At 72.2% G+C, this 14689-nt stretch carries 13 protein-coding genes; 7 read left to right on the top strand and 6 right to left on the bottom strand.

Translation table 11 applies throughout. The features are described from left to right. The first annotated feature begins 105 nt into the window (after nt 1-105). Both ASF23_RS09310 and ASF23_RS09315 read left to right on the top strand, forming a co-directional pair. Nucleotides 106-789 (top strand): response regulator, encoded by a 684-nt coding sequence (locus ASF23_RS09310; RefSeq protein ID WP_055952192.1) that lies wholly within the window; start codon nt 106-108, stop codon nt 787-789. After that, nucleotides 786-2678 carry a sensor histidine kinase gene (locus ASF23_RS09315; RefSeq protein ID WP_082473989.1) on the top strand — a complete coding sequence of 631 codons (1893 nt, stop codon included), beginning with the start codon at nt 786-788 and terminating at the stop codon, nt 2676-2678. Before ASF23_RS09310 ends, ASF23_RS09315 begins: the two co-directional genes overlap by 4 nt. Here the strand turns inward: ASF23_RS09315 and trhA are convergent. Continuing rightward, a complete protein-coding gene (gene trhA / locus ASF23_RS09320; RefSeq protein WP_055952195.1) occupies nt 2653-3363 on the bottom strand; it encodes a PAQR family membrane homeostasis protein TrhA in 711 nt (236 codons plus the stop codon). The two genes, ASF23_RS09315 and trhA, sit on opposite strands and share 26 nt — an antisense overlap. A gap of 96 nt (nt 3364-3459) precedes the next feature. On the opposite strand from trhA, the gene ASF23_RS09325 reads away from it, so the two are divergent. From ASF23_RS09325 to ASF23_RS09335, 3 genes are all read left to right on the top strand, one after another. Next, nucleotides 3460-4245, top strand: coding sequence for an isoprenyl transferase (locus ASF23_RS09325; protein ID WP_055952196.1), 786 nt, complete (start codon nt 3460-3462; stop codon nt 4243-4245). Between the two features lie 263 nt (nt 4246-4508). Beyond that, the gene (locus ASF23_RS09330; RefSeq protein ID WP_082473990.1) at nt 4509-5618 is read left to right on the top strand and encodes an aminotransferase class V-fold PLP-dependent enzyme; all 1110 of its coding nucleotides are present in this window, start codon (nt 4509-4511) and stop codon (nt 5616-5618) included. A gap of 500 nt (nt 5619-6118) precedes the next feature. Further along, entirely contained in the window at nt 6119-7447 is a 1329-nt protein-coding gene (locus ASF23_RS09335) for a PhoH family protein (protein WP_055953148.1), read from the top strand. A 467-nt stretch (nt 7448-7914) separates the two neighbouring features. On the opposite strand, the gene ASF23_RS09340 is transcribed toward ASF23_RS09335, so the two are convergent. The 5 genes from ASF23_RS09340 to xseA all read right to left on the bottom strand — a co-directional run bounded on the left by ASF23_RS09340 (nt 7915) and on the right by xseA (nt 12667). Further along, nucleotides 7915-9348 carry a class II fumarate hydratase gene (locus ASF23_RS09340; RefSeq protein ID WP_082473991.1) on the bottom strand — a complete coding sequence of 478 codons (1434 nt, stop codon included), beginning with the start codon at nt 9346-9348 and terminating at the stop codon, nt 7915-7917. Nucleotides 9349-9493: 145 nt separating this feature from the next. Then, nucleotides 9494-10150, bottom strand: coding sequence for a carbonic anhydrase (locus ASF23_RS09345; RefSeq protein WP_055952199.1), 657 nt, complete (start codon nt 10148-10150; stop codon nt 9494-9496). Between the two features lie 208 nt (nt 10151-10358). Beyond that, the gene (locus ASF23_RS09350; RefSeq protein WP_055952202.1) at nt 10359-10994 is read right to left on the bottom strand and encodes a DUF4245 domain-containing protein; all 636 of its coding nucleotides are present in this window, start codon (nt 10992-10994) and stop codon (nt 10359-10361) included. Further along, nucleotides 10991-11251, bottom strand: a complete 261-nt coding sequence (locus tag ASF23_RS09355) for an exodeoxyribonuclease VII small subunit (protein ID WP_442855020.1) — start codon at nt 11249-11251, stop codon at nt 10991-10993. The genes ASF23_RS09350 and ASF23_RS09355 overlap by 4 nt, the downstream gene beginning before the upstream one ends. A gap of 147 nt (nt 11252-11398) precedes the next feature. Continuing rightward, nucleotides 11399-12667 carry an exodeoxyribonuclease VII large subunit gene (gene xseA / locus ASF23_RS09360; RefSeq protein WP_156364419.1) on the bottom strand — a complete coding sequence of 423 codons (1269 nt, stop codon included), beginning with the start codon at nt 12665-12667 and terminating at the stop codon, nt 11399-11401. A 184-nt stretch (nt 12668-12851) separates the two neighbouring features. Between xseA and ASF23_RS09365 the strand changes: the two genes are divergently transcribed. Both ASF23_RS09365 and ASF23_RS09370 read left to right on the top strand, forming a co-directional pair. Continuing rightward, the gene (locus tag ASF23_RS09365; protein ID WP_082474052.1) at nt 12852-13916 is read left to right on the top strand and encodes a 4-hydroxy-3-methylbut-2-enyl diphosphate reductase; all 1065 of its coding nucleotides are present in this window, start codon (nt 12852-12854) and stop codon (nt 13914-13916) included. Further along, nucleotides 13913-14689, top strand: a complete 777-nt coding sequence (locus tag ASF23_RS09370) for a DUF6264 family protein (protein ID WP_055952205.1) — start codon at nt 13913-13915, stop codon at nt 14687-14689. Before ASF23_RS09365 ends, ASF23_RS09370 begins: the two co-directional genes overlap by 4 nt.

The following is a 14689-nucleotide window of genomic DNA, read 5'->3' on the forward strand; positions in this document are numbered from 1 at the left end:
GGTCGAGATCAACCGTCGAAGTCGAATCTGAAGCATGACTGAAGCACAGGGAGCGTCCAGACGACTCCAGGCTTCGTGATGGTCAGGTCACCGAGGGTTGCTCTCATGCCCGCTCCTGCACGTGTCCTCCTCGTCGACGACGACGACGCCATCCGCACCGCCGTCACCGCGTCCCTCCGCGCCGAGGGACTCGTCGTGCGCGACCTGCCGGACGGAGCGGAGCTGCACACCGAACTCGGGTCGTTCGTGCCGGACCTCGTCGTCCTCGACTGGATGCTCCCGGGGGCCAGCGGCATCCAGCTCGCCGCCAGGGTCCGGACGAGCTCGGACGCCGCGGTCGTCATGCTCACGGCGCGCGACGAGGTCGACGACCGACTGCGCGGGTTCGCCGAGGGGATCGACGACTACGTGGTCAAGCCGTTCGCGATGGCGGAGCTCGTCGCCAGGGTCACCGCGGTGCTCCGCCGGCGGGGCAGGATCCCGGCCGTGGTCGAGGTGGGGGACCTCGTGCTCGACGGCGCCGCCGCGACGGTCCAGCGCGGTGGGACGGTCCTCGACCTGACCGCGACCGAGTTCCGCCTGCTGACGTTCCTCGCCGAGAGCCGGGGGAGGACGGTGTCGAAGGGACAGATCCTCACGCAGGTGTGGGGGTACGACGACTACGACCCGAACCTCGTCGAGGTGCACCTCAGTGCCCTCCGGCGGAAGATGGAGGCACACGGACCGCGGCTCATCCACACGGTGCGCGGGCTCGGCTACCGGATGTCCAGCGTGGCGGTGGCAGCGTGACGCGGCGGGCGACCGGGCGCCCCGCGGTCGGTGCGCCGGCCGGTGCGACGGGCAGTGCGCCGAACGCTGCGACGGGCAGTGCGCCGGGCGGTGCGGCGGGCAGTGCGCCGACCGGTGCTCCGGGCAGTGCGGCGAACGGCGCGACGGCGCTCCGGACAGGATCGCTCCGGGCCAGGACCGTCGTCGCGATCCTCGTACTGCTGGTCGTCCTCCTCGGGGCCCTCGCGGTGACGGTCGAGGCGCTCCTCGGGGCGCGGCTGCACGCCCAGATCGAGGACCGCCTCCGTGACAGGGCGTCCGCCGCGGCCGCACTCGTCGGCACGGTCGACGCCGACGACCTCGCCGACCGGCTGTCCATGCAGGGGCTCTCCGTGAAGATCGTGCAGGCCGACGGCGCCGCGGTCGAGGCGGGCCCGACACCGGCCGAGCTGCAGGAGGGGCCGCCGGACCCGGGGACGCTCCCCGGCCCGCCGGCGGGCCGGGGAGCGCGGTCCGACAGCGCGGGCGCCGGCACGAAAACGGGCACGGGCACGAGCACGGGCACGAGCGCTGCAGCGGGCGCTGGGACGGCGGCCGGCGCGACCATCAGCTCGTCGACGGTGCGTGAGCACGACGGCGTCGTCACGCTGGTGTCCCGCCTGAGCGACGACTCGACGATCACCCTGACGACCGGCACGCGGTCCGTGGACCAGACGCTGACCGAGCTCGGCTGGGTGATGGGCGGGGCCTCGGCGGGCTTCCTGCTGCTCGCGGCGGCCGGCCTCGTGCTGGTCGTCCGGCGATCGCTCCGGCCCCTCGACGACATGACCGCCGCCGCGCGCTCGATCGCGTCGGGGGATCGCGGTCGGCGTCTCCGTCCGGCCCGTCGGGACACCGAGATCGGCCGCGTCGCCGCGGCGTTCGACGAGATGCTCGACGCGGTCGAGGGCGCAGAACGTCAGGCGGTCGACGCCGAACTCCGGATGCGGTCGTTCGTGTCCGACGCCGCCCACGAGCTGCGCACCCCCGTGGCCGGCATCCGTGCCGCGGCGGACGCGCTGGTCCGGGCACCGCTCGGGAGCGAGGACCGGGAGCGCCTCGCCACCCACGTCGTCCGGCAGTCGGGGCGCGCCTCGCGCCTGGTCGACGACATGCTCATGATGACGCGCGTCGACCGCGGCCTGGAGCTCGACCGCCAGGACGTCGACCTCGCCGACTTCCTGCGCGCGGAGGGGGAGCGGCTGCGGATGCGGCTGCCCTCGCTCACGCTCGACGTCCGGGTCCCCGGGGTGCCGATGGTCGTCGCGGCCGACGCGGACCGTCTCGCCCAGGTGGTCGGGAACCTCGTGGACAACGCGGCCAGGGCGACCGGGGGCCATGGTCGGGTGCTGCTGGAGCTCGACGAGCCCGTGGACGGCTCGTCGGCGCCGGGGACGACGGCGGTTCGCGTGTCCGACGACGGTCCCGGGGTCCCCGGCGCGGACCGGGAGCGGATCTTCGACCGGCTCGTGCGTCTCGACACGGCCCGGAGCGACCGATCCGGCGGTGCGGGACTCGGGCTGCCGATCGCCAGGGGCATCGCGCGGGCGCACGGTGGCGACCTCGTGTGCGCGGAGTCCGCCGGCGGCGCGGTGTTCGTGGTCACCCTGCCCGGGGCCGCCGGGGCCGCCGGGGCCGCCGGGGCCGCTGGATCAGCCGGAGCCGCTGGATCAGCCGGAGCCGCCGGGTCAGCCGGGGCCGCGGAGGCCGCCGGATCGACGCGCCCGATGGTCCGCGAGCAGTCGGACGGGAGGCGCGGTCCGGCACCGCGCGTCGGTGACGCTGGGTGGGCCTCCAGTCCGGCGCCGACCGGGAGCGGGACCGCCGGACGCGTCCCGGCGGAACTCAGCGGACGGGCTGCAGCGCGATGACGAGGATGCCGACCCACTGCGCGAGGAACGCCACGACGGTGAGCGCGTGGAACACCTCGTGGAAGCCGAACACCCCCGGAGCGGGGTTCGGACGCTTGAACCCGTAGACGACCGCGCCGACGACGTACGCGAGTCCGCCAGCGAGCTCGAGCGTCATCATGGCCACGTTCGCCGCGAACAGCTGCGGCAGGAACGCCAGGGCGGCGCACCCGAGGAGCACGTACAGCGGCACGTACAACCAGCGGGGCGCCCCGATCCAGAACACCCGGAACGCGATCCCGAGCAGCGCTCCGGACCACATCAGCACGAGCAGGACGGTGGCGGGTGTCGTCGCGAGCGCACAGACGGCGATCGGGGTGTAGGTCCCCGCGATGAGCAGGAAGATGTTCGTGTGGTCGATGCGCTTCAGCACGCGCTTGACCTTCGATCCCCACGGGAACCGGTGGTAGGTCGCCGACACCCCGAAGAGCACGAGTGACGTCGCCATGAAGACCGCGCTCGAGGCCTTCGCGGCCGGACTCGCGGCGAGCACGACGAGGACGATGCCCAGCACGAGGGCGACCGGGAAGGTCCCGAGGTGGATCCATCCGCGCCATGCGGGTGGTGCGGCGGGCTGGTCGGTCGCGTCCGCGTCCTCGGTGAACGGGATGTGGGGCAGCGTCCCGGAGGGCTCGGACGAGGTCATGCTGGAACCCTACGGCGACCGGGTCGCGCCTCGGCTGGGAGGCCGGTCCGAGCGCGGTGTGCATGGTTCCCAGCGGATCAGCGCTACCGTTGGCGGGTGGTCGACGGGGTCGGTGGGACAGGGCGAGGGCTGCTGTACCGCGCGTACCAGCGTCGGATCCGGAAGCAGCTCGCCGGTGCGGTGATGCCGAAGCACGTCGCGATGATCGTCGACGGCAACCGGCGCTGGGCCAAGCAGCTCGGCCTCGAGACCGCTGCGCACGGACACCGCGCCGGGGCGGCGAAGATCCCGGAGTTCCTCGCCTGGTGCGACGACCTGGGCATCGAGGTGGTGACGCTCTACCTGCTGTCCGCCGACAACCTCACCGGACGACACTCGGACGAACTCGAGGAACTCACCGCGATCATCGCCGAGCTCGCGGCGGCACTCGGACGCCACCGCGCGTGGCGGGTCCAGCACGTCGGGTCGAACGACGGCCTGCCCGAACCCCTCGTCACCGCGCTCGAGGCCGCCGAGCGATCCACCGCGGACCACGCCGGGCTGCACGTGAACCTCGCCGTCGGGTACGGCGGACGTCGTGAGATCGCGGACGCCATGCGGAGCATCGTCCGCGCGCACGGCGCTGGCGGAGGGACGCTCGACGACCTCGCCGAGGTGCTCACGCCGGAGCTCATCGGCGACCACCTCTACACGCAGGGCCAGCCGGACCCGGACCTCGTGATCCGGACCTCGGGGGAGCAGCGCCTGTCCGACTTCATGCTGTGGCAGAGCGCGCACAGCGAGTTCTACTTCGTCGAGGCCTTCTACCCCGATCTCCGCGAGGTCGACTTCCTCCGCGCGGTGCGCGACTTCGGTCTGCGGTCGCGGCGCTTCGGCAACTGACCCGGCGTCACCGGCGCGTGGACGGACCGACAGACGGACTGGAGGGACGGTGCCAGCCCGCACCGTCCCTCCAGTCCGATGCGGGTCGTGCCCGTCCCGCGGGCGCATCCGGTGCGTGTTCCGGTGTCCGGTCCGGCCCGCGGTACGCGTCGCCGACCGCCAGTCGGTATGCTCTGTTGTCCCTCATGTCCATGTGAGGGCATGGATCGTCGACTCGGGGGTCGATCGACGGTCCGTCCCACGCGACGAAAGGCCCACCCACCGTGACGAGCATCGACGAGTACGCCGCTGGTTTCGCGGAGGAGCCCGGGTACCTCGACCACGCCGCGTTCGGACCCGTCCAGACCGCGGTGCTCGAGGAGCAGCGCGTCCTCGGGACCTACCAGCAGCACGTCCGGTTCGGCGTGATGGACGTGCTCGACGAGCAGGACATCCGACTCCGGACGGTGGCCGCGCGCCTCACCGGGCGGCGCGAGGACCAGGTCGTCTCGCAGACCGCGACGACCCCGGGGCTCCTGCACACCGCGTTCGGGCTCACGGGCGGCGTCCTCGTCGCGGCGGACGAGTACCCGTCGCTGACACTCGCGCTCGCGAGCGCATCGGCCGCGAGCGGACGGATGCATCCCGTCGTGATCGAGTCCGGCGCGGGCTGGCTCACCCCGGACCTCATCGCATCGCGGCTGACCGACGACGTCGCGGCGGTCGCGGTGAGCCTCGTCGACTGGCGGACCGGGTACCGGATCGACCTCGAGGCTGTCCGCGACGTCATCGGCGACCGGCTGCTCGTGCTCGACGCGATCCAGGGTTTCGGCGTCGTCGACGTGCCCTACGAGCTCGCGGACGTCGTGGCGACCGGCGGCCAGAAGTGGTTGCACGCGGGCTGGGGCACCGGCTTCCTCGCGTTCAGCGACCGCGCACTGGAGCGACTGCACCCCGCGCTCTCCGGGCCGATGGGCACGAGCGGTGCACCCGGCGAGGTGCCGAGTGTCCTCCCCGGTGCGGCCGGCTACCAGATGAGCCGCGTGGACCCGGTTTCCCAGGCGCGGCTGGCGGTCGCACTCGAGTCGTTGGCCGGTGTCGGGGTCGGCGCCGTCGAGGCACGGGTCGCCGAGCGCGTCGAGCGTGTGTTCGCCCTGGCGGACGAGTTCGGTGTCGCGGTCGAGTCGTCGAGGGACCCGCGGGAGCGCGGGGGGATCGTGGTGCTCCGGCCGGCCGAGGGGCGTCTCACGGCCCTGACCGCGTCGCTGCACAACCACGGCGTGACAGTCACCACGCGCACCGGGACCGTCCGCGTGTCGGTGTTCGCGTCGACGACGGATGAGACGCTCGGGATGCTGCGGGACGCGCTGGTGTCCTTCGCGACGATGAGCTGAGGCGCGGGGCTGCAGCGGGCGCGGGGCTGGGTTGCGCCGGCGCGGGGCAGCGGGCGCGGTGCGGGGCGGGGCCGGGCGGGGCCGGACGGTGTGGCATCGGTGTTGACGCATCGCGCCGTCTTCGATCGTGGGTGCGATGCGCCGATCACGCTGCCATGCGCGCAGCGTGGTGTGAGTCGCCCCGGCACACCCCGGCGTCGACATCGTTCACGTGACCGTAACTCAGGTCGTGGCGTGTCGGTCCCCTGGGTGTCGGTGGGCGGTCGTAGCTTTGCCGCATCGAGCACAGTGCTCGGTCGAGGCGGCCACAGATGGAGCTTCGCGACCCAGGTGATCTGCTCACGCGGATCTTGCTCAGTGGCCGTTCCGTAGGACATGGACCGGGCCGAGCGCGGCCCGGGGATGGAGTGGTCGTGACCTCTCAGAACGTCTCCCGCGAAACGTCCACCACGGATGCCGTCGGTTCGACACCGGCCGGTTCGGCATCCACACGACGGGTCGTGGACACGTCCGCTTCCGCCGGGGCCGGGGTCCCGACGACGGAGCGCACCTACGTGCTCGACACATCGGTCCTGCTGAGCGATCCGCGCGCGATGTTCCGGTTCGCCGAGCACGCGGTGGTCTTGCCGATCGTCGTCGTCAGCGAGCTGGAGTCCAAGCGGAACGACCCCGAGATCGGGTACTTCGCCCGGCAGGCCCTCCGGATCCTCGACCAGCTCCGCGTCGAGCACGAGCGACTCGACTTCCCGATCCCGATCGGCGACGGTGGGTCCCTGCGTGTGGAGCTCAACCACTCGAACATGGCGGTCCTGCCGTCCGGGCTCCAGCTCGGCGACAACGATTCTCGGATCCTCGCGGTCGCGTCGAACCTGTCGAACGACGGCCTCGACGTCGTCGTCGTCTCGAAGGACATGCCCCTCCGCGTCAAGGCGTCCTCGATCGGGTTGGCGGCGGAGGAGTACCGCGCCGAGCTCGCCGTCGACTCCGGCTACACGGGCATCACGAACCTCGAGATCTCCGGCGACCAGATGGCAGCCCTGTACGAGCACGAGGAGGTCCGCGCCACCGGCCTCGACGACGTCCCGGTGAACACCGGGGTCGTCATCCACTCCGAGCGCGGGTCGGCACTCGGTCGCGTGCACACCAAGGGCGCGGTCGCCCTGGTCCGCGGCGACCGCGAGGTGTTCGGCCTCCGCGGACGATCGGCCGAGCAGCGACTCGCGATCGATGCGCTGATGGACCCGGAGATCGGGATCGTCTCCCTCGGCGGCAGCGCCGGGACCGGCAAGTCGGCACTCGCACTGTGCGCCGGGCTCGAGGCCGTGCTCGAACGGCAGCAGCACAAGAAGATCATGGTGTTCCGACCGCTCTACGCGGTGGGCGGCCAGGAGCTCGGGTTCCTGCCGGGGGACGCGAACGAGAAGATGAACCCGTGGGCGCAGGCGGTGTTCGACACGCTCGGGGCGCTCGTCTCGGACAACGTGCTCGAGGAGGTCGTCGAGCGCGGCATGCTCGAGGTCCTGCCCCTCACCCACATCCGTGGTCGGTCCCTGCACGACGCCTTCGTGATCGTGGACGAGGCGCAGTCGCTCGAGCGCAACGTCCTGCTCACGATGCTCTCGCGGATCGGGCAGAACTCGCGGGTGGTCCTGACGCACGACGTCGCCCAGCGCGACAACCTGCGGGTCGGTCGGCACGACGGTGTCGCGAGCGTGATCGAGCGTCTGAAGGGGCACCCGCTATTCGCACACGTGACGCTGACACGGTCGGAGCGCTCCGCGATCGCCGCGCTGGTGACGGACCTGCTGGACTCGCCCGACCTCGTGTAAGGCGCGGGGGTCGCGCCGCGCCCGGGGTCGCGCCGCGCGGGTCGCGCCGCGCGGGTCGCGCCGCGCGCGGGTTCGCTTGCCCGTTCGCTTGCCCGTGGCGTTGAGAAGTGCCCATCTGTCGGCTCGGAAGCCGGGCCCGACAGATGGGCACTTCTCATGCGGGTGCCGGGGGCCGGGGGCGTGGGCCGGGGCTGGGGCGGGCTCGTCCTGCACAGGCCGGCTCGCGCCGTCAGTCATCCACACGGACTGGAGGGACGGGTCGGTTCCGCCCCGCAGCCCGGCACTCTTGATCCATGCGCACCGACGACCGGATCCGGCTCTGGGGACGGCCACCGTCCGGTTGCCGGTGCGCACGCTCGGGCGGTCGCCACGGTGGGGACTTGCGGCCGCCCGAGCACCTCAGTGTGATCCGGGGTCAGCCCGGGTGCGCCATGCTCAGGACGTCGGAGTCGATGTCGACGTCGGGGTCAGCCCGGGTGCGTCATGCTCAGGACGTCCAGGGCGCTGTCGAGCTGCTGCTCGGTTACCTCGCCGCGCTCGACGAACCCGAGGGCGATCACGGCCTCCCGCACGGTGACGGACTCCGCGACGGCGTACTTGGCGACCTTCGCGGCGGCCTCGTACCCGATGACCCGGTTGAGCGGCGTGACGATCGCGGGCGAGGACTCGGCGAGAGCCCGCGCGCGTTCGAGGTTCGCCTCGAGCCCGTCCACGGTCTTGTCCGCGAGCGCGCGGGTGCTGTTCGCGAGCAGACGGATCGACTCGAGCAGCGCGGTGCCCATCACCGGGATCGCGACGTTGAGCTCGAACGCACCGGATGCCCCGGCCCATGCCACCGTGGCGTCGTTGCCGATCACGCGCGCCGACACCATGAGCACGGCCTCCGGGATGACCGGGTTGACCTTGCCGGGCATGATCGACGAGCCGGGCTGCAGATCGGGGATGTGCAGTTCGCCCAGGCCGGTGTTCGGACCGGAGCCCATCCACCGCAGGTCGTTGTTGATCTTGGTGAGGCTCACGGCGAGCACGCGGAGGGCCCCGGACGCCTCGACGAGTCCGTCGCGGGCACCCTGCGCCTCGAAGTGGTCGAGCGCCTCGGTGATCGGCAGCTCGGTGTCGCTGGCGAGCTGCGCGATGACCCGCTGCGGGAAGCCCGCGGGGGTGTTGATGCCCGTGCCGACCGCGGTACCACCGAGCGGGACCTCGGCCACGCGGCCGATCGTCGCCTGCACGCGCTCGATGCCCAGTCGGATCTGCCGAGCGTAGCCGCCGAACTCCTGGCCGAGCGTGACCGGGGTGGCGTCCATCAGGTGGGTACGGCCGGACTTCACGGCGTCGGCCCACCGGTCCCGCTTCCCCTCGAGTGCCGTCGCGAGGTGGTCGAGTGCGGGGACGAGGTCGTGGAGGAGCGCCGCGGTCACGGCGACGTGCACCGACGTCGGGAAGACGTCGTTCGAGGACTGCGACGCGTTCACGTGGTCGTTCGGGTGCACGGGGAGCGACTCGGTCGAGGCGAGGGTCGCGAGCACCTCGTTCATGTTCATGTTCGAGGACGTCCCGCTGCCCGTCTGGTAGACGTCCACCGGGAACTGGTCGTGGTGGTCACCGCCGATGATCGTGTCGGCAGCACCGACGATCGCATCCGCCACCGCCTGGTCGAGGATGCCGAGCTCGCCGTTCACGATGGCCGCCGCACGCTTGATCCTGGCGAGCGCGACGATCTGGGCTGGCTCGAGCCCGCTTCCGGAGATCGGGAAGTTCTCGACGGCACGCTGGGTCTGCGCGCGGTACAGGGCCGACGCCGGCACCCGGACCTCGCCCATGGTGTCGTGCTCGATCCGGTGGCCGCTCGCAGCGGCCTCCGCTGCGGTCGTCGTGGTGGGGTCGGTGGTGTCGGTCACGTCGTCGTGGTCCTCTCCTTGTCGTGCCGTCGTGCGGCTGGGTGTGCTGTGTTCGAGCTTGGCAGGCCGTCGTGCGGTGATGCTGGGTGCGTTGGCCGTGAGCCCTCGGACATCCTGGCACCACTCGGTGTCGGGAACCGTGTGGTCAGACCGCTCCGGGGGCGACACCGGTGTCCCCGGAGCCGACTCCGGCGTCCCCCACGACCGTGTCGACGGTGACGAGCCCGGAGGCCAGGTCGTACGTCGCGCCGACGACGGCGAGCCGGCCCTCGGCGATCGCGTCGGACACGGCACCGGAGCGCTCGAGGATCGTGCGCATCGTCGCCTCGAGGTGCGCCGCTCCCACCGCTTCCTGCTCGACGCCGGGATCGGTCGCCCTGACCCGTTCCACACTCGGCGCGATCGCGTCGACGAGGGCCTGCAGGTGCGGTGCGGGAACGGGTTCGCCGGACCTCGCCGCCTTGACCGCCCCGCAGAGCGTGTGTCGGAGCACCACGACGAGGGGGGTGCCGAGTGCGACGACGGCGAACTCGATCGAGCCGAGCACGACCTCGTCGGCGATCTGCCCAGCGTTCCGGATCGCGAAGACGTCACCGATGCCGGCGTCGAACACGTGCTCGAACGGCACGCGGCTGTCCGAGCAGCCGAGCACCGTCGCGAAGGGGGCCTGGGCGTCGGCGAGCTCCGTCCGACGCTCCGGGTCCGTCCGCCCCACACGGCGACGATCCGCGGCGAAGCGGGCGTTCCCCTCGGTCAGGAGACGGAGTGCCTCGGCTGGCGTGGACGCGGCGCGGTCGGTCATCGTTCTCCTGCTGCTCGGGTCGGGTGCTGCTCGGGTCGGGTGCTGCTCGGGTGGTGCTCGGGGTGCTGGTCTGGTGTCAGGGGAGGGTGCGTGCGAGGACATGTCCACGCCGGAGACGCTGTGGTCGACCCCCGGGGCGTCGCTGCTCCTGGGTGTCACTGCTCCTGGGTGTCACTGTTCCGAGGTGTCACTGTTCCGGCGCAGTGCGCTAGCCGTCCTGTTGCGCTGCGACCCGCGTTGCCAGGGTCCGGAACGACGCCTGGTCCGCGGTGCCGCTCAGGACGATGGTGCTCGTCCCGAACTTCCCCACGAGCGAGTACTCGTGGTTGCCGGCGGACGAGCCCTCGCTCCGACGGTCGTACACGGTCCACTTCGTGCCGTCGATCGTCCTGGACCCGGTCGCGGTCTTCTGCTCCATGGCGTTCGACACCCACGTCGGGTTCGCCTTGATGCCCTGCTGCAGGCCGATGTACTCCTTGTCCGGTGTCAGGAACCCCACGGTCCAGACCGGCACGCCGTCCGACGGGTCGTCCTGGTAGTCGGCACGGTTCGAGCTGTACCCGGCAGGCAGTTCCGGGGCGGCGATCGTGACCCCGGGGACCTGGGCGTCGGCAGCGACGGACCGGTAGTCGACCGCGGCGCGGGTGCTCTGGTCCGGACGGACGACCACCGCGACGAGGAACAGGACGATCCCGAGCGATGCGACGAGCGCGAGCACGAGGTTCGTCATGGTCTGGTGTGCTCGGTGCGCCCGCCGGTTGGCGTCCTTGCGGATCCGCGTCTCCTCAGCGGTCTCCGGTCGGCCGAGCTCGGCGACGATCGGGCGACCGTCAGCATCGGTCACGATCCGGCCCCCGCAGCCGGACCCTCACCCTGTCGGCCGTCCGAGGCGGTCCGCGCCGCGTCGAGGCGCTCGCGAGCCCCGACGAGCCATTCCTCGCACCGGGCGGCCAGCAGCTCACCGCGTTCCCAGAGGGCGAGCGATCGTTCGAGCGTCGCCGAGCCCTGCTCGAGCTCGCCGACGACCCGCACGAGTTCGTCACGCGCCGCCTCGTAGCTCAGCGTCGCGACGTCGGTCTCCGGCTTGTCGATGTCAGGCACCCCACGATTCTACCGAGCAGCACCCGACGCTCCACCCGTGCGGAGCGCCTGTGGAGAACCGCCACGAGCGCCTGTGGCGAACAGGGTCCGACCACGCGCGCGGGGTCGCCGACCGACTCCGCGGCGGTGGCGGGGGTCGCCGCCCGACTACGCGGCGGCGGTGGCGTCGTCGGCGACGGGGTCCGTCCCGCCGGGACCGGCGCCGTCGGCGGTGATCGTCCCGGCGGCGGTCCCGGCACCGAGCGTCACCCGGACTTCGGTCGGCGTCGCCACGTCAGCCGAGGACCGCACGACGGTGCCGTCCGGCCGCTGCACGATGGCGTACCCGCGTCGGAGCGTGTCCCGCGGCGAGAGCGCACGGAGGCGTCCGGTCAGGTGGCCGACCTCGGCATGCCCGCGCTCCAGTCGGCGCTCCAGGAGTTCGCGGGAGCGGGAGAGGTCGCGGGCGAGCTCCTCGGCCCGGGTGTCCACGAGCCAGGCGGTCGACGCGAGCGCGGGCCGGGAGCGGAGTGCCGCGATGCGGTCTGCCTCCACCGAGAGCGTGTGCGAGAGCCGCAGACCGAGGCGCGCTCGGGCCTGTCGGACGTTCGCGAGCTCGTCGGCCACGTCCGGCACGACGCGCTTGGCCGCATCCGTCGGGGTGGATGCGCGGAGGTCGGCCACCTCGTCGAGGAGCGGTCGGTCGGCCTCGTGCCCGATCGCCGACACGATCGGTGTGGTGGCTGCCGCAGCGGCGCGGACCAGTCCTTCGTCGCTGAAGCCGAGCAGGTTCTGGAAGTCGCCGCCGCCGCGCGCGACGATGATGACGTCGACGTCCGGGTCGGCGTCGAGCTCCTGGATCGCCGCGGTGACCTCGGCGACCGCCCGATCGCCCTGCACGGCAGCGTGCACCGTCCGGAACTCCACCTGCGGCCAGCGGAGCTGTGCGTTCCGCAGGACGTCCTTCTCGGCGTCGGAGTCCCGCCCCGTCACGAGTCCGATGCGATGCGGGAGGAACGGCAGCGGTCGCTTGCGGGCCGGGTCGAACAGGCCCTCGGCGGCCAGGGTCGCCCGGAGTCGTTCGAGACGCTCCAGCAGGTCCCCGAGGCCGACGTGCTTCATCTCGACGACCTGCATGGTGAGCGTGCCGCCCTTGACCCAGTAGTTCGGCTTGACGGCGGCCACCACGCGCGCACCCTGACGGAGGTCGGACGGCACGCGGGCCCGCACGCTCGACCAGATCGAGAAGGACACCGTCGCATCGACCTCGACGTCCTTGAGCTTGCCGTAGACGTTCCCCCCGGCGACGTTCCACTGCGTGATCTCACCCTCGACCCACGCGGTGCCGAGTCGGTCGATCCAGTCCCGCATCTTGGCGCCGAGCAGGGCGACGGGCCACGGGTTGTCCGCGGTCGGGGGTCCCTGGTCGATCGCCATCTCGTGCTCCTGTGTCTGTCGCCGGACCATCGATCCTGCCGCACATCGGCGACATCGGCACGCCGACGAGCCCACGGACGAGAACGTCGACGAGCCCACCGACGAGCCCACCGACGAGAACGCCCACCGACGAGAACGCGGACGCGCCCAGGAGCCGCGCGACCCGCCCGCCTACAATCGAGGGGTGACCATCACCAACGGACAGCGCGTGCAGCTCGCGGCTCCGCGGCTGCCGGCGGCACGGGGGCGACTGCACCCGGTCCAGGGGTCCGGCGAGCGGAAGGTGCTGCTCGCGGCACCCCGCGGGTACTGCGCCGGTGTCGACCGCGCGGTGGTCGCCGTCGAGAAGGCGCTCGAGCAGTACGGCGAGCCCGTCTACGTGCGTAAGCAGATCGTCCACAACGTCCACGTGGTGTCGACGCTCGAGCAGCAGGGCGCGATCTTCGTGGACGAGGTCGACGAGATCCCCGAGGGGTCCCACGTCGTGTTCAGCGCCCACGGTGTCTCACCCGCCGTGGTCAAGGGGGCCGCGGACCGCGATCTCCAGGCCATCGACGCCACGTGTCCCCTCGTCACGAAGGTGCACCGCGAGGCCGTCCGGTTCGCCAGGGCCGAGCGGACCATCATCCTCATCGGCCACGCCGGGCACGAGGAGGTCGAGGGCACCATGGGGCACGCCCCCGAGCGGACGATCCTCGTCAACGGCCCGGATGACGTGGCGGCGCTCGAGGTGCCCGACCCCGACAACCTCGTGTGGCTCTCGCAGACCACCCTGAGCGTCGACGAGACCATGGAGACGGTCCGTCTGCTCCGCGAGAAGTTCCCCGCCATCGAGAACCCGCCCTCCGACGACATCTGCTACGCCACCCAGAACCGCCAGGTCTCGATCAAGAAGGTCGCCGTCGACGCCGACCTCGTGATCGTGGTCGGGTCCGCGAACTCCTCGAACAGCGTCCGCCTCGTCGAGGTCGCCCTCGAGCACGGCGCGAAGGCCGCGCACCGCGTCGACTACGCCGAGGAGATCCGCCAGGAGTGGCTCGAGGGCGTCGCGACGGTCGGGGTCACCTCCGGCGCGTCCGTCCCCGAGGTCCTCGTGCGCGAGGTCCTCGAACAGCTCAGCGACGCCGGGTACGCCACGGTCGAAGAGGTCGTCACTGCCCACGAGGACCTGATGTTCTCCCTCCCCAAGGAGCTCCGTACCGACGCCGCCGGCCAGCCGACGCGCGCACTCGGCGGTCGCAACCGGTGACCGACCCGCACGAGGTCCCGCTCCCGCAGCAGCCGCCGGCTCAGCAGCCGCCGGCTCAGCAGCCGCCGGTCCCGCAGACGGGGACGACGGACGGACGGGAGGCCCGCCACGCGCCCGCCCTGTCGGCCGACGGTCGTCCGATCGGTCGCCCGGCGCCGCGGTACGGCGAGTACGCCCCGGAGGGCTGGGTCAACCCGGCCGAGGTCGAGCGGCAGCGTCGCGAGCGGGCTGCGGCCGAACAGCGTCGTGAACTGGCCGCGCTCGAGGCCGCACGTGCGCGTGCGACGCGATCCGTGCCTCCCGGCCGGAACCGCGGCACTCCGCCGCATCCGGACCCGCGACGACCGGACCAGCCGCGCTCCGACCGAGCGCGCCCCGGCGCGGCGCGATCGCCCTACGGCGCGTCCCCCGGTGACCTGATGATCACCGTGCTGCTGCTCGTGTTCGGCCTGACCACGGTCCTGCAGCAGCTCGTCGGGATCGGGAACGTCGCCTCGCAGGTCGCCCGGCAGATCGAGGAGCGCTACGTCGCGCTCGAGGACCCGCAGGCACTCGTCCCGGCGACCGTGCTGTCGGCCGTCGTCGGCGCAGTGCTCTTCGCGGCGGCGCTCTGGCTCTCGATCGTGCGTCTGCGTCGGCGCCAGGTCACGTTCTGGGTCCCGCTCGCCGCCGGCGCGCTCGCCGGAGCAGTGACGACGATCGTCTACGTCGTCGTGGTCATGCACGACCCCGCGTTCGTCAGCTGGATCGTGACGCACCGCGGCGGTGCGTAG

The organism is Curtobacterium sp. Leaf261 (assembly GCF_001422205.1).
Lineage (GTDB): Bacteria > Actinomycetota > Actinomycetes > Actinomycetales > Microbacteriaceae > Curtobacterium.

Coding starts and splice junctions, on each gene's coding strand:
- trhA (WP_055952195.1), bottom strand. CDS start 3,363: ATGACCTCGTCCGAGCCCTCCGGGACGCTGCCCCACATCCCGTTCACC.
- ASF23_RS09310 (WP_055952192.1), top strand. CDS start 106: ATGCCCGCTCCTGCACGTGTCCTCCTCGTCGACGACGACGACGCCATC.
- ASF23_RS09345 (WP_055952199.1), bottom strand. CDS start 10,150: ATGACCGACCGCGCCGCGTCCACGCCAGCCGAGGCACTCCGTCTCCTG.
- xseA (WP_156364419.1), bottom strand. CDS start 12,667: ATGGCGATCGACCAGGGACCCCCGACCGCGGACAACCCGTGGCCCGTC.